Source organism: Cellulomonas carbonis, assembly GCF_014636275.1.
Lineage (GTDB): Bacteria > Actinomycetota > Actinomycetes > Actinomycetales > Cellulomonadaceae > Actinotalea > Actinotalea carbonis.
In genome coordinates, this window is record NZ_BMEB01000001.1 from 500,140 (window position 1) to 520,444 (window position 20,305).

Below are 20,305 nucleotides of genomic sequence, written 5' to 3' on the forward strand. Positions count from 1 at the left end.
AGCTGGGGCGGTCGGCACGGTACATGCGCCTCGCCCACAACCTGACCGAGCGGGTGCTCGACTACGCGATGCGCCGCGACATCGTGGACCGCAACGTCGCCGCGAAGGTCCGGCCGCTCGCGGGGCCGACCGCGGAGCGGTTCGGGCTCACGGTCAAGCAAGCCCGCCGTCTGCTCGAGGTCGCAGGCGATGACCGGCTGGGCGACCTCGTGACGATCTCGCTGCTACTCGGACTTCGCCCAGGCGAGCCCGCGGGCCTGACGTGGGACCAGGTGAAGGTGAAGGGCAAGCACCCCACGATCAGCGTCGCCGCAAGCCTTCGGCGCACGCCGACGGGCGCCCTCGTTCTCGTCCCTGCCAAGACACGCACGAGCCGGCGGACGCTGGAGAGCCCGCCTCCCGTCGTCGCGGCACTCAGAGCGAGACGTGCCCAGCGGCTCTCGGCGTCGCCGCCTTCGGCGAGGGCGGTCTGGTCGGCGACCGTGCGGCGACCAGCCCGCGCGCAGGGTCTCTCCCCCAGGTGGGCGTGGATGTCGATGGGCTCGCTCTCACCGATGCGCCCCCTCGAGGGCCCCGGCGCGCGCCGCACACTCTATGCGACGGGCTCCAGGTCGCCGGCCGGCCGCACCGCCACATCGGCCGTCCGGTCCGGGAACCGCGCGATCGCCGACACGTCGGCCAGACGGCAGCCCTCGATGTCGTGCGCGGCGCGCATGAGGAAGTTCAGCTTCTCGATGCGCTCGCCCGAGCGCGGCGCCCCGTTCTTGAGGAACGGGACCTGCAGCCCGACCGCCAGGTCCATGACGACGTCGTCGATCACACCGCCGGAGCGTCCGGACGGCACCACGACGAGCCCTGCACGTCGGGCCTCCTCGAACGCCTCCAGCGCCTGCGTGATCGTGCCGACCTGGTTGGGCTTGAGGAGGAAGCCGTCGACGGCCCGCTCGTCGATCGCCCTGCGCAGCCGTGCGCTGTTCGTCACGACGAGGTCGTCGCCGAGCACGAGCGTGCGCGTCAGCTCCCGGGCCGCCAGCGCGAAGCCGTCCCAGTCGTCCTCGTCCAGGAGGTCCTCGACGAAGAGGAGGGCGAACTCCTCCGTCAGGGCGGCGGCGTACTCGACCATGCCGGCGGCGTCGGTGCGCCGACCGTCGAGCTCGTACGTGCGGGACGGCCTGTCGTACATCTCGCTCGAGGCGCAGTCCACCGCGAACGCGACCTTGTCCAGCACGCCGCACGCGTCCGCCGCATCCCGGAGGACGTCGAGGACCACCCGGGGGCTCGACGACGGGGCGACGAACCCGTAGGACTTCCCGACGCCGGGCCGCGTCCGGAACCTGCGCTCCAGCACGCCGCCGAGCACCTCGAACACGCGCACGCCGATCTCCACGGCCTCGAAGATGTCCTCGGCTCCGTGGGGCACGACGAGGAACTCGTTGTAGGCCTGGACCAGCGCTCCGTGCCGGCCGCCGTTGACGACGTTGAACGCGGGCACGGGCACGGTCGTCAGCGGACCGGCGGCGAGGTGCCGGTAGACGGGCTCCGCCGCGCACGCCGCCGCCGCCCGCAGGCAGGCGATCGAGACCGAGTAGATCGCGTTGCCGCCGAGCCGCGTCTTCCGCGGCGTCCCGTCCAGCTCGATCATCACCGTGTCGAGGGCGGCCTGGTCCGACACGTCCCTGCCGACCAGCGCCGGGGCGAGGACCTCCTCGACGTTTCGGACGGCGCGGTGCACGCTGCGACCGTCGTACCGCGAGGGGTCGTCGTCCCGGAGGACGAACGCCTCGTGCGCACCGACCGAGTGACCGGTCGGTGCCGCCCCACGGCCCACGTGGCCGCTGTCGGTGCGGACGTCCACCTCGACGAGCGGCCGACCACCGCAGTCGAGCATCTGGCGTGCCGTGATGCTGGCGATCCTGGTCACGGAAGGGTGAGCCTCTCTGGGGAGCCGGGTGGGACGGGACGGGCGCGGCGCTGTCTGAGGCGGTGCTGTCAGGAGCGGGTGCTCAGGAGCGGGTGGGGCGCAGGTCGGCCGCCGTCGGCGGGAGCTCGTCGCCCCACAGGTCGAGGGCGCGGCCGAGCCCGCGCTCGACAGCGGTCGTGTAGAGGTCGAGGCCGAGGGCGACGTCGAAGACGGCCATGCCGCAGGCCACGACGACGGTCCGGGCGTCGGGGTCGACGGGACGGGGCACGCGTCCCGAGAGCAGGGACCCGAGGTCGACCGAGCCCTCCAGCGGCGGCACGCGTCCGGCGTCGATGAGCCGGTAGAGCGGGCCGCCGATCAGCGCGTCGTACGCAGCACCGCGGTCGGGCGCCGCGGCCGCCTCCCGGACGTACTCCTGGTGGAGGGGCACGTGGTCGTAGACGACCCGGCTGTCGCACCAGAACGCGTCGTCGGATGCCATCGGGCCGGAGAGCAGCACCGTGGCGCCGTCGGCGAAGGACCCCGAGGCGATCTCCAGAGGCGTGCGGCGCGAGGCGGCCACGCTGACGAGATCAGCCCCGGCGACGCACGCGTCCGCGGTGGGGGCGGTGTCGGCTCGCACCCCGTACGTGTCGCGGACCCACGCGGCCATGAGCTCCGACGCGTCGGCGTCGACGTCATGGAGGACGACGTGCTCGAGAGCGGGCTGCTGGGTCATGACCGCGGCCACGACCGCCCGGTTCACCACACCGCACCCGATGACCGCGAGCACGCGGGACCCGGGAGCGAGGCAGCGGCTCGCGAGCGCGGGGATCGCTCCCGTCCGGGCCGCGCTGACGGCGTTGGCGGACATGAGGCACAGGGGCTCCCCCGTGTCCTTGTCGTTGAGCGTCAGGGTGAGCACGGATCGCGGCAGACCACGCCCCGGGTTGGCGGGGTTGGAGCCGTACCACTTGTTGCCGCACACGTCGAAGCGGCCGCCGACGTAGGCGGGCATCGCGACGAAGCGGCGGTCCGGGCCGGCGAGCGGCATGCCGGGGAACGGGGACGAGGCCGGGAACACGAGGCCGAGGCCGTGGCTGTTCTTGCCGGGCCCGCCCATGAGGTAGTCCCCCGACGCGAGCAGCCCGAACACCTCCTCGCACACGTCGACGCACCTGGCCGCGTCCAGCACCCCGGCCGCGACGACGTCCGCGTGGGAGAGGTAGAGGAACGGGCGTCCGGCGCTCACCGCGGCACGCTCGTCGACAGCTCGGCCAGCCGGAGCGCCTCGGCGTCGAGTTCCTCGAGCTCGAGGTCCACCGGGTCGTCGAAGCGGATCAACCGGCCGCGGCCACAGCCCGCGTCCCATGCGAACGAGTGCACGGAGCCGTTGGCGATGGGCACGTCGAGGGTGTCCGCCACGCCAGGGGCCACCTCGGTCACGACGGCGCGGATGAGCGCACCGTGGGTGACGACGACCGCCGTGCCGCCGTCGGACCGCGTCGCGATGCGGCCGAGCGCCGCGACGGCCCGCTCGAGGACCTGCTCACGCGTCTCCCGGCCCGGGACCTGCTGCGGTGGGGGGAACCGTGCCGCCACCTCGGCGTGGGTCAGTCCCTCTGTGACCCCGTAGGACCGCTCCTTGAGCCCGCTGTCGACCGTCGGGAGCGCCAGACCCAGACGGCTCGCGATGATCGCGCCGCTCTCGCGGGCGCGGCTCAGCGGGGAGACCACGACGGTGTCGACCGGTCGACGCGCGAAGCGGGACGCGGTCTCCTCCGCCTGGGCGCGTCCGACGTCGTTGAGCGGGACGTCGATCCATCCCTGGAGACGTCGTTCGCGGTTCCAGTCGGTCTCGCCGTGGCGGACGAGGTACAGCAGGGCGCTCATGCAGGTCCTTTCGGGGCGCGCAGCGACCGGGCCGCGCAGCAAGTGCGGAAGATGCAGGGCTCAGCGCAGGACGCGGGAGCGCACGACGAAGGCGGCCCAGCCCGTGACGAGGACGGCGGCGAGGCAGAGCAGGGCCGGACGCAGTCCCAGGGGCGTGGCGAGAGCCGGCGCCAGCAGACCGCCGAGCGCCAGTGCGCCGTAGGCGAAGAACCGGTAGACCGCGCCGACCCGCCCCTGCATCTCGGCCGACGCCAGCTCCTGGCGGTAGGACATCGCTTGGACGTTGTACGCGGTCACGCCGCAGCCATAGGCGAAGAAGACCGCGGCGAGCACGAGAAAGCCGGCGACCGAGCGGGGTGGCGCCACGGCCAGCCCCAGAGGGGCGAGGGACGCCAGACCCATGCAAACCACGAGCACGGTGCGCCGTGTGACGCGGGCGGCCAGCCTTGTGGAAACCACGGAGGCGGCCACCGCACCGAGGGCCCCGACGCCCATGACCGTCCCCACCTGGGCGGAGCTCATCCCCATCTCTCGGACGCTGTACACGAGGAACACCGTGATCATCGCCTGCTCGGCGAGGTTGAACCAGGTCCCGACGGTCAGCAGCAGCCGCAGGCGCGGGTCGGCCCAGCTGTACCGGAAGCCCTCCGCCGTGCGGGCGAGGAAGGAACCCGCCGTCACGCCCTGCACGGTCGCGACGTCGTACGCCTGCCGCATCAGCGCCGCGGAGAGCAGGTACGTGGCGGCGATGAGGAACAGCCCGAGAGCCGGCTGTCCCGCGCCCGCCACCACTCCGCCGACGGCGGGGCCGACGACCTGAGCGAGGGACAGGGTTCCCTGGAGCCGGGAGTTCGCGCGCACGAGCTCGGCGCGCGGCACGGCCGAGGCGACGTAGGCCTGGAGCGCGACGTCGAACGCCGCCCCCAGGACGCCGACGACCAGGACGACCGCGGCCAGGACCGCGAGGTTCAGGACGCCGGCGCCGGTCGCCAGGCCGAGCACCGTCAGCGCGATCCCCCGGCCGACGTGCCCGGCGACCATAAGGGGACGCTTGCGCGACCGGTCGACCACGGCGCCCAGGAACGGGGTGACCACGAGCACCGGGACGTACTGCGCGAAGGTGAGGAGGCCTGCCTCGCGCGTGCCCGCGTCGAACTGAGCCACGGCCAGCAGCGGGATCACGACCAGGACGGTCTGTCCGGCGACCTGCGCGAGCGCCTGGCTGGCCCAGAAGACGTGGAACCGGGGCGCCGGGGGCGCCGAGCGGGGACGTGCGCCCCGTGCGGTGGTCGTGCCGCTCATGACCGCACCTCCAGCGGTGTCGGGTGGTCCGGCGCAGGCGTCGTGCCCAGGCGCGTCACATGGTCGATCCCCAGCTCCAGCGCGCGGTCGCGGGTCCGGCCGTCCAGGTCGACCGTGAGCGCGACACCGTCCGGGGGGCGGACGAGGTGCCACAGCGGGACGGCGGCCGCACCGCGGAGGCGCTTGGCATGGGACACGCCCGCACCGAGGTCCACCGTCCGCAGCCCATTCCGGAGCGCGTGCCGCACCGGCTCGTAGACGAGCACCTGGCCGTACGCGCCGCCCGTGCCTCCCACCTCGTCGTAGGTCAGGCCGACGAGGCGCATCCAGAGCGTGCCGCCGTACTCGATCCCGAGCGCGAACGCCGTGACGGCGCCCGAGCCGTCGACCAGCTCGAAGGCCACGGTCGGCAGCCCCGCGGACGCGCATCGGCGCAGGTACGTCGTCATCCGGTCCCGCGACGCGGGCTGGCCGTGTCGCTCCTGGACATGGACGGCGAGCTCCGCATAGTGCTCGAGCTCCGGCGCGTCCGGACCGAGGTAGCGCGCCCGCAGGTTCCCGCTCAGATCACGAAGCTCCCGGCGCACCGTGCCCCGGCGTGACGACGACAGGCCGGCCACGTAGCCGTCGAAGTCCTCGCACGTCAGGTCGATGGCGCACCCGACCTCCGCGAGCACCGGGACGAAGCGCGGATCAGCGGCGACGACCCGTCTAGCCAGCCCCTCGCCGGCGTACAGGAGCGCCGACGGGCCGTCCGGGGCCGCCGCCTCGAGCAGGCGGGCGAGCACGGCCCCGTCCTCCCCCCCGGCGGCACCGCCGGCCGTCGGGACGTCGTTCCACTGGCCGATTCGGGCTCCCAGGAGCGTCTGCGGCCGCCAGTCGTCCGGCGAGCCGGAGAACCAGCCACGGGTCACCGCGAAGAGGTCGTAGACGCTGTTCGCCGAGCCGTCCGGCATGTGGTGCCGGGCCAGAGCACCGTCCAGCACGCCGTCGGTGCGGTGGACGACGACCGAGGTCCGCGCGGTGGAGGGGTCGTCGAAGACACGGAGCCACTCCGGGCTCGCGTACAGCGACGACGCCGCCAGACCGGCCTGCGCCAACTGGGAGCACGCCGACGCGACCGTCAGCTCTTCGACGCTCATCGGACCACCGCGAGGTCGTCGACGTGGGAGGTCACCCGCGAGGCGGCGGAGTAGGCCGCCGCGAGCGAGAGCGACGGCGACGGCGCGAGGGTCCGGACCTGCCCCAGGGAGCCCCGGTAGTCCTGGGCCGTGCCGACCTCGTCGCCCGGCGCGGCGGCCGGGACGGTCTCGCGCACCCACGGAAGGCGGGCCACGGCCTCCCAGTCCGGTGCCTGCTGCAGCCGGCCCGGGCGGTCCGCGTAGACGATGACGCCGGAGGAGTACGCGCCGTTGAGGACCGCGGCGCGTGGCTCGGCGCCCGTCGCGGAGTCCACGACCCGGCCGTAGAAGCCCCCGTCGAGGCAGTCGTCCAGCATGCGGGTGACGAGGGCGCCCGCCAGCCGGGCGTTCACCTCGACGAGGTGGACGCCGTCCGGGGTGAGCGCGAACTCGGTGTGCAGCGCGCCCTGCTCCATGTCCAGGCCCGAGACGATCCGGTCGACGCACGCCTCCATGTCCGCGCGGTGCGACGCCGCGCACGGGGCGGGGAACGTGTAGGCGAGCTCGGGGAAGTACGGGTGCTCCCCCAGGTGGCGGTCCGTCACGCCGAGGTGCACCGCCCGGCCCCGCGACACGAGCGTCTCGAGGCTGACGAGCGGTCCGTCGAGGTACTCCTCCGCCATGAGACCGCCGGACAGGTACCGTCCGCCGGCCATCAGCGCGGTCCACACCTCCCCTGCCTCGCTCGGTGAGCGCGCGAGGCGGACCTGCATGCTGCCGGTGCCGCGCACGTTCTTGAGGACCACGGGGCCCCCGACCTCCGCCGCGAACATCTCGGCCGCCTCCCGCGAGTCCAGCGAGCCCCACCGGACGGCGGGCAGACCGAGCCGCTCGTACCAGGCGCGCGCCTCGCGCTTGTCCCGCAGCACGGCGACCGCACCCTCCGAGAGGAACGGCGCACCGAGCTCGGCGGCGAGACCCGCCGAGTACGGGAGGTGCCGGTCCGTGGCGCAGACGACGCCGTGCGGTCCCGCACCGACCTCCCGCAGCCAGCCAGGGCTGCGGTACCGGTCGAGGTCCACCTCGATGCGCAGACGACCACAGTCCCGAAGGATCGGCAGCACCTCGTTGCCGGGCGCGTGCGCGTACTTGTCCGGGTCCGCCGTGACGAGCACGACGTCATGCCCCTGGCGCTCGGCGTGCCGAGCCAGGAGCAGCCCCGATCCCGTCGTCGCCGCCTCAACGAAGAACAGCATCGGCCACCCCTCTCCGGGCGTCGACGGAGGCGAGGCCCCCTACGGGGGCACCGCGACGCGCCCGCCGGGCCGCGACGGCGGCGACCACACGGTCGCTCATGAGCCCCAGCGAGCTGAGGTTGGCGAAGCCGGGGCCCTGCGCGAAGCCGGCGAGGGCCGGGACGAACAGGGGCGGCGTCACGCCCCGCAGCGCGAGGTCGTGCGCGAGGGCTCCGTGCTCCGCGACGTCCGCGAGGGGGACCTCCAGCATCGCCTCGAGCGCGACCTCCGTGGTCGGCCCGAGGAGCGCCCGTACGCCCTCGGCGGCGTCGAACCCGGTGCAGTTGACCACCGCGTCGAACGGGACGTCACTGATCTGCTCGCCCCGGCGTACCCGGACGACCGCCCTGCCGTCGCGCTCCCAGACGGACAGCACGCGGCCCTCCGTCAGCACGACGCGGTCGTCGTTCATGAGCCTCGCGACGGCGTCGCCGCTGATGACTCCGCGGTCCGTACGGCGGATGAAGTGACGGCGCTCGTGCTCGCTGCGGCGGGACCAGTCCACGCTCTCCGGGTCGGAGTACACCCGGTTCTCCACGGGCGACTCCGCCCGCGACGCCACGAGGCCCGATGTCATGAGCTCGATGTGGAGCCGCTGCGTGGTGGACGCGGCGATGGCGAGCGCGGCTGACGAGGCGCTCTCCCCCGCACCGACGACGCAGACGCGCGCGCCGGCGCGGCCCAGGGCCGCCAGGGCGTCCCGCGGTGAGCGCGCGTCCAGGACGAGGTGGGCCGCGGAGGGCTCGACGTCGAGGGCGCGGACGGCGCCGGGACCGGTGACCATCACGGCCCGAGCCGTGATGGTCCGCACCGCGCCACCCGGGGCGACCGTCGTCACCGTCCAGAGGGCGTCGTCCACCCGGTCCACACGCGTGACGCGCTCGGTCAGGTGCGAGATGCCGTTCGTGGCCCGCTCCACGACCCAGCTCAGGTACTCGGCGAAGCGCCGGTGCGTCACCCCCTGGACACCGGCGTCGACCCATCCGGAGTAGCCGGTCCGGTCGATGAGGTAGCGCGCCCAGCTGAGGCGGATCATCTCGTCGTTGAGCGCCTCGTGGACGCGCGGGAACGAGCGCTCGCTCCGGTACGGGAACCCGACGTCCTTCTCAGGGCGCGTGCCGAGCGTCTCGTGGCCGCTGGTGAACCCGGAGTCCCCGCGCCAGTGCGCTCCGGGCGCCACCGCGTCGACGACGGCCACACGCAGGCCCATGTCCGTGCACGAGTTGAGCGCGTGAACCTTGGCGGCGACGGCGACGCCCTTCGCGCCGGCACCGACGCAGACGAGGTCCAACGGCTCCGCGTCCTCATGGCACGCGCGCGGCGAGCCCGGGTTCAGGTGCTCCACAGGTACGGCTCCTCCGGTCAGGGTGGTCATCCGGCGCGCACGGCGTCCACGCGAGCCGTCGCGGCACCGGCCGCGGGCCACATCAGGTCCAGGAGCTCGTGCGCCAGGCCGACGCCGAGCCGCACGCCCGAGCCGTGCGTGCCCGTGACGCACCACACCCGCGAGGTGGCCTCGAGAGGGGCCACCCAGGGCTGGTCGTCGGCGGTGTAGGTGTCCACGAAGACCTTGCGCTCGACGAGCTCGGCGTCACCGAGGACGCGCTCCGCGGCGCGCCGGGCGACGGCGTCCGGTGTGGGGTGCGACGGGCCCTCAACGGGCTCGACGTCCCAGACGTCGTGCTTCACGGACATCGCGTAGACACCCGGCTCGGACACCCGCGGGAACAGGAACACGCCCTCCTGCAGGTCGACGAAGGTCAGGTCCGGCTGCCGGTCCCTGCTCCGCCACCGGTAGCCGAAGACCCGCTTGGTGCGCACGGGCGGCGGCTCGAGGCCCCACGAACGGCACGTTTCGAGGACCCACGGACCCACGCACACGACGACGCGGTCCGCCTCGATCTCACGCCGCGGGGTCGACACGACCACGCTCCCGTCGACCACGCGCACCGCCGTGACCCGCTCACCCTCGGCGACCTCGCTCGCCCCTGCCGCGAGCAGCTCCGCGCGGAGGTGCTTCACGAGCCCTCGAGGGTCGATGACGTGCCCGGGCGTCCGTGCCCCGGCAGGCAGGGAACCAACCGCGGGCGCGGGCTCCACGTCCTCGTCCACGAGCTCGGCCAGGCGCCCCGCGTCCTCCGGGTCCTCCAGAGCCCAGAGCGTGGGCGTCGACCGCCGGTACTCCACGGCCGGCGAGGCCGCCTCGTGCCAGGCGGCGCTGGACGCCACGAGCCGGCGGTGGCGGTCGCTCCATCCGAGAGCCAGGTCGCTCGCACCCGCGTAGCTGCTCGCGCCGGAACCGAGCGTCGCCTGCTCGAGGACGACCACCCCGTCGGCGAGACCACGGCTGCGTGCGCCCTCCGCGACGGCCATGCCGACGACACCACCGCCGATCACGACCAGCCTCATCCGACGCGCTTCCACCACAGCGAGAGGAAGACCAGCGGCTCGGCGTCGTCGGCGAACGCCGTGTGGACCGTCCGCGCCGGGATCTCCACGGGGGTTCCAGGACGCAGCGTCATGCGCCTGTTGGGGAGCTCGACGTAACCGGTGCCGCGGTCGACGACCCAAATCTCGGCGCTCTCGTGCGAGTGGCCGTCGGTGGCCCCGCCGGGCGGGACCGTCACCATCATGGCGCCGAAGTTGATGCCCTCGCTGACGCCCTCCATCTCGAGGTTCGTCGTGTACCTGCCGCTCATCGCTCGTCTCCAGTCGTGGTCGCGGGGCGGGCGAGCGAGACGCACCGCCCGAAGGTCTCGGCCGACAGGTCCGCGGTGCGTCGCCAGCGGACGGTGATCCGGTGCGGTGCCGTGCCTGACGCCACGAAGCGCCGCAGCCCGTCGAGCGTGGGCTCGGACTCGCCGGTCAGGGCCTCCCAGACCGCGGACGCGACCCGGGGCATGACTGGGTTGGCCAGGTGCGCGAGGCCTGCCAGGGCACCCAGGGCGGTCGCGGGGTCGTCGGCCAGCACGACCGCCTCGTCCAACCACCGGCGGAGCTCTCCGTACGCCGACGTCAGGCTGTGGGCGGCGGTCGTGAGGGAGCCGTCCAGCCGGGCCAAGGCCTCTCCCAGGCGCTCGACCGAGGAGCCGTCCAGCGCAGCGCCCTGCGCCGCGCTCGCCGTCGCCCGCCCGATCACCGCGTCCAGGTCGCGCACGAGAGCGTTGTGGAAAGCGAGGAACTCGTCGACGGAGAAGTTCGTCGAGGACGTCTCCGGGCTGCGCCAGGCGAGATAGGCGCGAAGGACATCGGGGTCCGCGCCGCCCACCGTCACGGAGTCGCCGGCCCAGATGACGTGACGCCGGCTCGTCGAGAACTTCTCGCCGTCGAGCCGGAAGAAGTAGTTCGTCAGCACGTTGTCGACGGGCTTGAACGTCGTCTGTGCGAGCGTCGTCCCGAATCCACCGACCATGTACGGCACGGTGTTGTCGATACCGAACGACATGTGGGAGATGACGGGTGATCCCGCCGCGAGCGGGTTCCCCCGACCGGTGATCTGCGCGCATCGTTCGCCGGCCAGGAAATGGCACCCGATCTGCAGCGCTGAACCCTGCCAGATCACCTGCTGGTCGTCGAGACCCGGTCCGCTCCGACGGACTCCCCAGCGCCCTGGCGCGGTCAGGCGGACGCGTGCCCCGTTGCGGTCGAGGTAGCGCTCGATCGGCCTGAGGAAGTCGGGCCGCACGCCGGCGGCATGCGCCGCGCCCAGCACCGCCTCCGGACCGCCGGGGATGTCGAGCTGGAGCGTCACGACGTCGTCCGTCTCGACCGTCATCCGCTCGTCGGCGGCGCCGACGTCGGGCATCTGCTCGGGCCACGTCAGGGAGCCGCAGCTCTCGCAGGAGAAGCCACCGAGGCCCGCACCACAGTCCGGGCAGCGGCCGGCGAGCCACGCGCCCGTCAGGATCTCGCCCGCCTGCGGGACCATGGCCGCGACGGACCGCTCGTCGGCCGGGGCGCTCGTCACCCGGGGCATGCGCTCGACGACCGTCGTGGCGTGCCCCGCTCGCTCGACCTCGTCGACCAGGCCCTGCTGGAGCTGCTCGTAGCGGTCCCGCCACTCCGGGTCGTCGAGCACGTCGAGGAAGTCGTCGTACACGATGTCGAGCGCCGCGAGGTCCGCCTGGATGGCCTGGTGGTAGCGACCTGCGACGTCATGGGGGGTCGAGCTCTCGCGGTGGGCCTGCAGCGTCACGTAGGACTCGTGGACGTCGCTCATCCCGATCATGGTGGTGATGGCCCCGGACCAACGGAGCATGCGCCGCAGGACGTCCATCCGCAGAAGGGGTCCGGCGACGTGCCCGAGGTGCGCCCGGCCGTTCGGGACGAGGCAGACCGGCGTGAGGAAGTGCTCCTCGCCCACCCGGTCAAGGTTGGAGAGGAGTGCGGTGCCGCCGCTCACGAGACCGGGGCGCTGAGGTCGGTCATGTCGTACGTGACCCACGGCGTCGCCGTGGCGACCCGGTCGTAGACCGCCCGGGCGCGGTCGTTCGACTCCGCGGTGATCCAGCGGACCCGCTCCCAACCGGCCTCGGCTGCGTGCCGCCGGACGGCGGAGAGCAGCTCCTGGACGGCACCGGTCCCCCGGTTGGCCGGGTCGACGAAGAGGTCGTCCATGAACCCGGCGACGACACCAGCGACAGGCCTGAGGAAGGGGCGGAGGTGCGCCAGGCCGACGAGCGCGTCAGGACGGTCCGGGTCGCTGACGACGAGCGCCACGATCTCGCCGGACTCGACCCACGACCACACCGTCTCGAGGTGCTCGGGCGACGCGACGCGCTCGTAGAACTCGAGATATCCCGCATACAGGCGCGCCCATTCCGGGCGGTCGCCCCTGATGGCACGACGAACTGTCCAATCCCCCACTGAAGCCCCTCTGCTCGTTCCCGCAGCACAGCCGCAGGCGCTCCACGAACGTCGCTCCGGGAATCAGCAGAGCGCGGATCGCCGCGCTCGCCGGACCCGCCGGGCCGTGTGCTCGCCGGACGGTAGCGGGGCCTCCGGGAGAGTTCGACCGCTTGTCCACGGAGTGATATTTGGGGCCATCTGTCCGGAATGCGGATGCGCATTCCCGAGCGGCACGTTCGGGACGGATACCGTTTTACATCGCCCCGTCGCGGTCAAGTCCCCGGACGTGGTGTGTGACGGCTGCCGCGTGATCTTCGGGTTCAGGCGCTGAGCGTCGGGAGCTGGGTGGAGTTCACCTCCTGCGGTTGGGGGACGGCGGTGAGCCGGGATCGGCCCAGGACGTCCAGGGCGAGGTAGCGGCGTCCTTCGGCCCATTCGTCGTGCTGCTCGGCCAGGACGGCGCCGACGAGGCGGATGATCGAGGTGCGGTCCGGGAAGATCCCCACGACGTCGGTGCGCCGGCGGATCTCGCGGTTGAGGCGCTCGTTGGGGTTGTTGGACCAGATCTGCCGTCAGACCTCCTTGGGGAACCCGGTGAACGCCAGGACATCGGCCCGGGCGGCTTCGAGGTGGTCCGCGACGGCGGGGAGCTTGTCGGCGACGGCGTCCAGGAGCCGGTCGAACTGGGCGTGGACCGCGTCGACGTCGACCTGGTCGTAGACGCTGTGCAGCATCGTCTTGACCCACGGCCACGAGCTCTTCGGGCAGGTCGACATCAGGTTCGCCGCGTAGTGGGTGCGGCACCGTTGCCAGGTCGCGCCGGGCAGGGTCGCGCCGATCGCGGCGACCAACCCGGAGTGCGCGTCGGAGGTCACCAGCTTCACCCCGGTCAGGCCGCGGGCGGTCAGGTCACGAAAGAACGTCAACCACCCCGCGCCGTCCTCGGCCGTGGACACGTCGATCCCGAGGATCTCGCGGTGCCCGTCGGCGTTGACCCCGGTCGCGACCATCACCGCGATGTTGACCACCCGCCCGCCCTCGCGGACCTTGACCGTGAGGGCGTCGGCGGCGACGAACGTGTAGGGGCCGGCGTCGAGCGGTCGGGTCCGGAACGCCGCCACCTGCTCGTCCAGGTCGGCCGCCATCCGGGAGACCTGCGACTTCGACAGCCGGGTGATGCCCAAGGACTCGACGAGCTTGTCCATCCGCCGGGTCGAGACGCCAAGGAGGTAGCAGGTCGCGACGACGCTGGTCAGGGCTGCTTCGGCCCGTCGGCGCCGTTCCAGCAACCAGTCCGGGAAGTAGGTCCCGGCGCGCAGCTTGGGGATCGCCACGTCCATCGTGCCGACCCTCGTGTCGAAGTCGCGGTGCCGATAGCCGTTGCGGGTGTTGGTCCGCTCCGGGGTCCGGGCGCCGTACTCCGCGCCGCAGATCGCGTCGGCCTCGGCGCCCATCAGGGTGTCGATGAAGACGCCCAGCAGCTCACGAAGCAGATCCGGGGAAGCCGCACTCAGGTGCTCGTGCAAGGAGCGGGCAGGGTCCAGACTGGGTCCAGCGGTCATCGCGGGTCCTTCTCTCGAGTCGACTTGGTAGGTCTCTCGAAGAATCACGCGGTGACCGCCTACACGTCTACGACGACGCCCCGATCAAGGCCGGGCTCGCACACCACTCTGCGGGACGCCACTCTGGCCGCCGGATCACATGGTCGAACTGGTCGCGAGGCACACGAGGACCTAGCGCGCTCATCGGCATGACCGTGACTCGAGCCGATGCCTGAGGAACCCACGGAACCGCCCAACTGCACAGGAGTCCCCGCCCGCGTACCCCAACCCGTACCCCAACGCGGGTGTGTACGGGCGCGTCCACCCCCGTCCGGCGACATCAGCGCGACACGCTGACCTGTACGGACGGACAAGCACGGACCCCACCGAACGCCGTTCCGGGCCCTGACACGGAAGAGGTCCCTCGTGCGGTCTGCCCGCCCTGCGCGCCGTCCACCGGCGGCCCGTCAGCGTCCATGTTCGTCCAGGGCGTAGTTAGGCCTACCGATAGGCCTACCGGGCGCCGAGAGGCCCGCACCGCCGAAGCGGTGCGGGCCTCTGACCTGCTGTTTCACTGTCGGGATGACAGGATTTGAACCTGCGACCCCTTGACCCCCAGTCAAGTGCGCTACCAAGCTGCGCCACATCCCGATCGGCCCTTGCGAGCCGCCGATACTCTACCGCACCGAGGCCGGGTCGCTGCACCTCGGACCGCGGCACGCCGTCCCGCAGGTCTCACGACCTCCGCTGGTCGCGCCGTCCCGCCGCCCGCTGCGCGTCGGACTCCATCTGGCTCAGCTCGGCGACGACGACGCCCAGCACGAGCAGGTCGGCGACGAGGCCGGCCGTCGCCGCCCACTCCTCGAGGCGGAACACGAAGACCTGGGTCACCAGGAGGCTCACGAGGACCGCCCGGCGGAAGAGCCGGTACGCGCGCGGGCGGTCACGCCTGACCACCGCGAGGCCCGTGAGCGCCGTCGTCGCCGACACGGCCGCGGACACCAGCAGCGCCGTCACCACCCAGCCGGGGACGTCCTCGCCCTGGAACCACGCCACGAGGCCGCGGCTCACGGTGAGGGCGGTCGTGACGACGAGGACGCCCACGGTCACCCACGGGACCCACCGCGCGCTCACGAGCCGTCGCAGACCGTGCACCACCCAGGCCGCGACCCGGTCGATCGGGTTGGGCAGCTCGGTCGCGTCCTCCTCGACGGCGTCGAGCAGCGCGCGCACCTCGCGCGCGCCGCGCACGCCATCGGTCCGTTCGAGCAGGCCGTGCGCCTCCGTCCTGGCGCGCTCCGTCATCCCGCCGACGATCCCCGCGACGGCGTGGTCCGCAGCTCCGGCGACCCGCTCCTCGGGCCGGTGCTCACGACGGCCGTGCAACGCCTCACCGACGAGCACGAGCCCGACCACGGTGGCGTAGATGAGCGCCGCGGTCGGCTCGTAGAAGTAGTCGTTGTCGGAGGTGACGAACTTGCCGACCTCGTCGACGAAGAGCCCGAAGCCGACACCACCCACGAGCGCCCCGGCCGGACGGACGACGGGCCCGGCGAACGACAGGAGCAGCACGAAGGCCACCGCCATGAGCAGACCGCCCCACAGCACGTGCGCGATGTGCAGACCGTCGCCGCCGAGCTGCGGGTAGCCCGACGCGGCGAGCAGCGCGCGCGTCAGCAGCACGGTCACGACCGCCGCGACGAGGAACCCCGCGAGGTGCCGCGAGGCGGACGGGTCGCGCGGCAGCCCCCAGCGCAGCAGCAGCGGCCTCTCGCGGACCACCGAGGCGCGCGACCCGGTCACCGCTTGCGCTTCTCCCGCACCCGGACCGAGATCGAGATCGGCGTGCCCTCGAACCCAAACGTCTCACGCAGCCGCCGCTCGATGAAGCGTCGGTAGCCCGCCTCGAGGAAGCCCGTCGCGAAGATCACGAACCGCGGTGGACGCGTGTCCGCCTGGGTCGCGAAGAGGATGCGCGGCTGCTTGCCCCCACGCAGCGGGTGCGGGTGCGCCGCGACGAGCTCGCCGAGGAAGGCGTTGAGCCGCCCGGTCGGGATGCGCATGTCCCACGACTCGAGCGACCGCTCGATCGCCGGGACCAGGCGGTCCTTGTGCCAGCCCGTGCGCGCCGACACGTTGACGCGCGGCGCCCACTGGATCTGCACGAGGTCCTGCTCGATCTCGCGCTCGAGGAACGGGCGGCGGTCCTCGTCCATGAGGTCCCACTTGTTGTAGGCGATCACCAGCGCGCGACCCGCGTCGATCACCTGCTGGATCACGCGCGTGTCCTGCTCGGTCATGGGCACGCTCGCGTCGACGAGCACGACGGCGACCTCGGCCTTCTCGATCGCGGCCTGCGTGCGCAGCGACGCGTAGAAGTCCGCGCCCTTGGTCTGGTGGACGCGCCGGCGGATGCCGGCGGTGTCGACGAACCACCACTGCCGGCCGCCGAGCTCGACGAGCTCGTCGACGGGGTCGCGCGTGGTCCCGGCGGTCTCGTCGACGACGACGCGCTCGGCGCCCGCGAGCTTGTTGAGCAGGCTCGACTTGCCGACGTTCGGCCGGCCGATGAGCGCGACGCGCCGCGGTCCGCCCTCGGGCAGCGCCTCGCCGTAGGCCGACTCCTCCGGCAGCTCCTCGACGACCGCGTCGAGCAGGTCACCGATCCCGCGCCCGTGCAGCGACGAGATGGGGTGCGGCTCGCCCAGGCCGAGCGACCAGAGCTCGGCGGCGTCCGCCTCCTGCCGGGGCCCGTCGACCTTGTTGGCCGCGAGGACGACCGGCTTGCGTGCCTTGCGCAGCAGCCGGACGACCTGCTCGTCCGTCGACGTCGCGCCCACGGTCGCGTCCACCACGAACAGCACAACGTCGGCGAGGTCGATCGCGACCTCGGCCTGCTCGGCGACACGGGCGTGGATCCCCGCGACGTCGACCTCCCAGCCGCCGGTGTCGACCAGGGTGAAGTCGACGCCCGCCCACTCTGCGGGGTAGCTCACGCGGTCACGCGTCACGCCCGGCTTGTCCTCCACGACGGCCTCGCGCCGTCCGAGGATCCGGTTGACCAGAGTCGACTTGCCGACGTTCGGCCGCCCGACGACCGCCAGGACCGGCCGGGGCCCGCGGGGGGCCTCGGGCTCGGCGAGATCGTCGCCCTCCTCGATGAGGGCGAGGTCCTCGCCGGACAGCTCGTACTCGGCGAGCCCCGCGCGCAGCGCCTCCGCGCGGGCGCCGTCGTCCGCGGGGAGCCCGTCGGGCCCGGGCGCAGGGGCGAGGTCGCCGTCGACGTCGGGGGCGGCGGCACGGTCGTGATCGGTCATGGTGCACATCCTCCCCCGTCGCGCCCCTCGCCGACGAACCGGTGCGGCATGACGTGCGCCTCGTCAGCGCTGCACGCCGCCCGCGGGTCCCGGCGGGTCCGCGCGCCTCAGCCCGGCGGACCCGCGAGGCCGTGGTCGTCCGGGAGCGGCACACCCGTCCGGGCGACGGTCCGCTCGACGTGCTCGGCGAGCCGCACCCGCAGGAGCTCGTGCGCGTCGGCGACGGCCTGGCGACCGGAGACACCGGGGCCACGCCCGAGCACGAGCGGTTCGTCGAACGCGACGACGAGCCGTCGCCGCACGCCGGGGACATGGCCCACCGACTCCCCCGTGCGACGGGTGCCGAGCACCGCGGTCAGCACGACGGGCGCGCCCGAGTTCACCGCGAGCCACGCGACGCCCGCCCGGGACGAGCTCACGTCGCCGCGCCCGCGCACGCCCTCGGGGAAGATCCCGACGGCGCCGCCGCGACGCAGCACGCCGAGCGCCGCCGCCAGCGCCGGCCGCCCGCCCGTGCGGTCGACCGGGATCTGCCCGGCCGCGCGCAGCACGGGACCGAGCGGCCCGGCGAACATCTCCTCCTTGACGAGGATGTGCGTGCCGCGCGGGACGGCACCGTGCACGACCGGGCCGTCCACCACGCCGATGTGGTTGGCGGCCACGACGACCGGTCCCGCGACGGGCACGTGCTCCGCGCCCAGCACCTGCGTGTCCCAGACGACGTGCGCGAGGAGCCGCCCCAGGTGCCGCGACCACCGGGGACCCCAGGTAGCCGGGACACGGGACCCGGCGGACGCGGTTACCCGGCTCACGCCGACGTCACCCGGGCGACGACCGTGAGCACCGCCTCGACCGTCTGCTCGAGGTCGAGGTCGGACGAGTCGACGGTGACGACGCCGTCGGCGGCCGTCATGAACTCCACGACGGTCGAGTCCTGCGCGTCGCGCCCGACGACGTGGCTGCGCGTCGCCTCGACGCTCGCGGCGTCCGCGTCGCCGTGCAGCTCCCGTGCGCGCCGAGCGAGGCGCGCCTCCTCGCTCGCGGTGAGCAGCAGCCGGACGTCCGCGTCCGGCGCGATCACGGTCGTGATGTCGCGTCCTTCGACGACGACGCCGCGCCCACCGCTCCAACCCTCGGCCGAGCACTCGACCGCGATGATCCGGCGCTGCCGCTCGCCGAGGTCGGCCCGCGCGTCGAGGTTCGTGGCGACGCGGCTTACCACCGACGAGATCGCGGCGGTCCGGATGGCCTCGCCCACGTCGCGGCCGCCCACCGTGAAGGTGGGCCCCTCGGGGTCGACGCCGACCTCGAGCGGCATCCGCTCGACGGCCGCCGTCACGGTGTCGGTCGCGTCGAGGTCGATGCCGTTCTCGAGGCACCACCACGTCGCGGCCCGGTACATCGCGCCGGTGTCGAGATACGCGAGGCCGAGACGCGCGGCAACCCGCCGGCAGACGCTCGACTTGCCCGAGCCGGACGGGCCGTCCACGGCGACGACGACGGGGTGGGGCACGTGATCCTCCTGGGTGGTCATCCGGCAAGCCGCCAGCCGCGGTCCAGCAGCTCCTGCTCGAGGCGCTCGCGCAGTCCCGGCAGCACCGAGATGGCCGCGAGCCCGACGGGTTGACGGGGCGCGTGCTCGAGCTCGAGCTCCTCGATGTTGATGCCGGCCCCGCCCACGTCGGCGAAGAGCCGCGCGAGCTCGCCGGGGCGGTCGGGCACGAGGACCGTGACGACGTCGTACGACCGACGCAGCCCGCCGTGCTTGCCGGGGATCCGGGCGACGCCCGCGTTGCCGGCCGCGATCGCGGCGGCGATGGTGCCGAGCGCTCCGTGCGCGGTCGTCGCCGGCTCGGGTGCGCCGTCCTCAGCGGTCGCGCGGTCGCCGTCGGCAGCGGCGGCCAGCGCGGTCACGACCCGGTCGAGGTCGTCCCGGATCGCGGTCAGGACGGGAAGGACCGCCGGGGCGTTGGCCGCCAGGATCGACGTCCACAGCGCGGGGTCGCTCGCGGCGATGCGGGTCACGTCGCGCAGGCCCTGCCCCGCGAGGTCCAGCGCGCCCGGCTCGGCGTGCCCGAGACGCGCCGCCACGAGCGACGCCGCGACCTGCGGGACGTGGGACACCATCGCGACCGCCGCGTCGTGCGCGCGCGCGTCGAGCATGACGGGCGTCGCGCCGACGTCGTTCGCGAGGTCCCGCACGGCGAGGACCGCCTGCGGGGTCGACTCCCCCGACCCGACGACGACCCAGGGCCGGCCCGTGAAGAGGTCGGGGCGGGCCGCCGTGGGCCCCGACCGCTCCGAGCCCGCCATCGGGTGCGACCCGACGTAGCGCGAGAGGTCGGCGCCGGAACGACGCAGGCCGTCGAGCACCGCGCCCTTGACGCTCGCGACGTCCGTCACGACCGCACGCGGATGGGCTGCGAGCTCGGCCGCGACGACGTCGGCGGTGACGTCCGGGGGCGCCGCGACGACGACGAGCACCGGCTCGTCGTCGCCTGCCGCGGGCCGCCCCGCACCCACGTCGCGCGCGAGGAGGAGCGTGGTGCGCGAGGGGTCGTGCAGGACGACGTCGACGCCGTGCGCGCGCAGCGCGAGGCCGATGCTCGTGCCGAGCAGCCCCGTGCCGACCACGCGCACCGGTCCGCGGGTCGCGGCGGGTGCGTGCTGCCCGCCTCCGGCGATCACGGCCGCCTCACTGCGCGAGGTCGCGCCGCAGCACCGTCGCACCGTGCAGGTAGACGTGCTGGATCTCGGCGCGGGGCCGGTCGGAGGCCACGTGCGCCATGAGCCGGACCACCCGCGGGAGCGCACCCGGGACGTCGATCTCGACCGCGCACATGAGCGGCACCGCCCCCATGCCCATCTCGCGCGCGGCCGCGGCGGGGAAGTCGCTGCGCAGGTCCGGCGTGCAGGTGAAGAGGATCGAGATGATGTCGTCGATCTCGAGGTCGTTCGCGCGCAGCACCTCGCGCACGAGCTCGGCCGTGCGCTCGAACAGGTGCGCGCGCTCGTCGACGTCGAGCTGTGTCGCACCCCGGATCGCACGGACCGTCATGCTGCACCCTCCCTCGTCGTAGACGGCCGC

General features: G+C 73.5%; 17 protein-coding genes, 1 tRNA gene and 1 pseudogene. All 19 read right to left on the reverse strand.

Annotation, left to right across the window (positions count from 1 at the left end; translation table 11 throughout):
• Positions 1–592: 592 nt before the first annotated feature.
• The 19 genes and pseudogenes from eno to aroH all read right to left on the reverse strand — a co-directional run bounded on the left by eno (position 593) and on the right by aroH (position 20,275).
• Positions 593–1,921 (reverse strand): phosphopyruvate hydratase, encoded by a 1,329-nt coding sequence (gene eno / locus IEV86_RS02285; protein ID WP_052426449.1) that lies wholly within the window; start codon positions 1,919–1,921, stop codon positions 593–595.
• 82 nt (positions 1,922–2,003) lie between these two features.
• On the reverse strand, positions 2,004–3,152 hold the full coding sequence (locus IEV86_RS02290; protein WP_052426450.1) for a Rossmann-fold NAD(P)-binding domain-containing protein: 1,149 nt from the start codon (positions 3,150–3,152) through the stop codon (positions 2,004–2,006).
• A complete protein-coding gene (locus IEV86_RS17795) occupies positions 3,149–3,793 on the reverse strand; it encodes a histidine phosphatase family protein (protein WP_052426451.1) in 645 nt (214 codons plus the stop codon). The genes IEV86_RS02290 and IEV86_RS17795 overlap by 4 nt, the downstream gene beginning before the upstream one ends.
• 60 nt (positions 3,794–3,853) lie before the next feature.
• A complete protein-coding gene (locus IEV86_RS02295; protein ID WP_052426452.1) occupies positions 3,854–5,095 on the reverse strand; it encodes an MFS transporter in 1,242 nt (413 codons plus the stop codon).
• Positions 5,092–6,237 carry a GNAT family N-acetyltransferase gene (locus IEV86_RS02300; RefSeq protein ID WP_052426453.1) on the reverse strand — a complete coding sequence of 382 codons (1,146 nt, stop codon included), beginning with the start codon at positions 6,235–6,237 and terminating at the stop codon, positions 5,092–5,094. The genes IEV86_RS02295 and IEV86_RS02300 overlap by 4 nt, the downstream gene beginning before the upstream one ends.
• A complete protein-coding gene (locus IEV86_RS02305; RefSeq protein WP_043608703.1) occupies positions 6,234–7,472 on the reverse strand; it encodes an ATP-grasp domain-containing protein in 1,239 nt (412 codons plus the stop codon). Before IEV86_RS02305 ends, IEV86_RS02300 begins: the two co-directional genes overlap by 4 nt.
• Positions 7,456–8,856, reverse strand: a complete 1,401-nt coding sequence (locus IEV86_RS02310; protein ID WP_161784073.1) for a SidA/IucD/PvdA family monooxygenase — start codon at positions 8,854–8,856, stop codon at positions 7,456–7,458. Before IEV86_RS02310 ends, IEV86_RS02305 begins: the two co-directional genes overlap by 17 nt.
• 26 nt (positions 8,857–8,882) lie before the next feature.
• A complete protein-coding gene (locus tag IEV86_RS02315; RefSeq protein WP_152605719.1) occupies positions 8,883–9,920 on the reverse strand; it encodes an NAD(P)/FAD-dependent oxidoreductase in 1,038 nt (345 codons plus the stop codon).
• Positions 9,917–10,210: a cupin domain-containing protein gene (locus tag IEV86_RS02320; RefSeq protein ID WP_043608710.1), complete on the reverse strand. Its 294-nt coding sequence runs from the start codon at positions 10,208–10,210 to the stop codon at positions 9,917–9,919. Before IEV86_RS02320 ends, IEV86_RS02315 begins: the two co-directional genes overlap by 4 nt.
• Entirely contained in the window at positions 10,207–11,874 is a 1,668-nt protein-coding gene (locus IEV86_RS02325) for a class I tRNA ligase family protein (protein ID WP_161784074.1), read from the reverse strand. The genes IEV86_RS02320 and IEV86_RS02325 overlap by 4 nt, the downstream gene beginning before the upstream one ends.
• A gap of 35 nt (positions 11,875–11,909) precedes the next feature.
• Positions 11,910–12,377, reverse strand: a complete 468-nt coding sequence (locus IEV86_RS02330) for a GNAT family N-acetyltransferase (protein WP_052426454.1) — start codon at positions 12,375–12,377, stop codon at positions 11,910–11,912.
• Positions 12,378–12,679: 302 nt separating this feature from the next.
• Positions 12,680–13,921: pseudogene (locus tag IEV86_RS02335) on the reverse strand (IS256 family transposase).
• 556 nt (positions 13,922–14,477) lie between these two features.
• Positions 14,478–14,551, reverse strand: a tRNA-Pro gene (locus IEV86_RS02340).
• A gap of 84 nt (positions 14,552–14,635) precedes the next feature.
• The gene (locus IEV86_RS02345) at positions 14,636–15,703 is read right to left on the reverse strand and encodes a hypothetical protein (RefSeq protein WP_052426551.1); all 1,068 of its coding nucleotides are present in this window, start codon (positions 15,701–15,703) and stop codon (positions 14,636–14,638) included.
• Positions 15,700–17,217, reverse strand: coding sequence for a ribosome biogenesis GTPase Der (gene der / locus IEV86_RS02350; protein ID WP_043610026.1), 1,518 nt, complete (start codon positions 17,215–17,217; stop codon positions 15,700–15,702). The genes IEV86_RS02345 and der overlap by 4 nt, the downstream gene beginning before the upstream one ends.
• A gap of 107 nt (positions 17,218–17,324) precedes the next feature.
• Positions 17,325–18,029, reverse strand: coding sequence for a lysophospholipid acyltransferase family protein (locus tag IEV86_RS02355; RefSeq protein WP_043610024.1), 705 nt, complete (start codon positions 18,027–18,029; stop codon positions 17,325–17,327).
• On the reverse strand, positions 18,026–18,751 hold the full coding sequence (cmk, locus tag IEV86_RS02360; protein ID WP_043610021.1) for a (d)CMP kinase: 726 nt from the start codon (positions 18,749–18,751) through the stop codon (positions 18,026–18,028). Before cmk ends, IEV86_RS02355 begins: the two co-directional genes overlap by 4 nt.
• Complete coding sequence (locus IEV86_RS02365) at positions 18,748–19,905, reverse strand: prephenate dehydrogenase (protein WP_229734439.1); 1,158 nt, start codon at positions 19,903–19,905, stop codon at positions 18,748–18,750. The genes cmk and IEV86_RS02365 overlap by 4 nt, the downstream gene beginning before the upstream one ends.
• A 7-nt stretch (positions 19,906–19,912) precedes the next feature.
• On the reverse strand, positions 19,913–20,275 hold the full coding sequence (gene aroH, locus IEV86_RS02370; protein WP_043603532.1) for a chorismate mutase: 363 nt from the start codon (positions 20,273–20,275) through the stop codon (positions 19,913–19,915).
• Positions 20,276–20,305 lie beyond the last annotated feature (30 nt).

Excerpts from the sequence above, each read along its gene's own strand:
- IEV86_RS02315 (WP_152605719.1), bottom strand. The coding sequence starts at position 9,920 with ATGAGGCTGGTCGTGATCGGCGGTGGTGTCGTCGGCATGGCCGTCGCG.
- aroH (WP_043603532.1), bottom strand. The coding sequence starts at position 20,275 with ATGACGGTCCGTGCGATCCGGGGTGCGACACAGCTCGACGTCGACGAG.
- IEV86_RS02300 (WP_052426453.1), bottom strand. The coding sequence starts at position 6,237 with ATGAGCGTCGAAGAGCTGACGGTCGCGTCGGCGTGCTCCCAGTTGGCG.
- der (WP_043610026.1), bottom strand. The coding sequence starts at position 17,217 with ATGACCGATCACGACCGTGCCGCCGCCCCCGACGTCGACGGCGACCTC.
- cmk (WP_043610021.1), bottom strand. The coding sequence starts at position 18,751 with ATGACCACCCAGGAGGATCACGTGCCCCACCCCGTCGTCGTCGCCGTG.
- IEV86_RS02295 (WP_052426452.1), bottom strand. The coding sequence starts at position 5,095 with ATGAGCGGCACGACCACCGCACGGGGCGCACGTCCCCGCTCGGCGCCC.
- IEV86_RS02305 (WP_043608703.1), bottom strand. The coding sequence starts at position 7,472 with ATGCTGTTCTTCGTTGAGGCGGCGACGACGGGATCGGGGCTGCTCCTG.
- IEV86_RS17795 (WP_052426451.1), bottom strand. The coding sequence starts at position 3,793 with ATGAGCGCCCTGCTGTACCTCGTCCGCCACGGCGAGACCGACTGGAAC.
- IEV86_RS02320 (WP_043608710.1), bottom strand. The coding sequence starts at position 10,210 with ATGAGCGGCAGGTACACGACGAACCTCGAGATGGAGGGCGTCAGCGAG.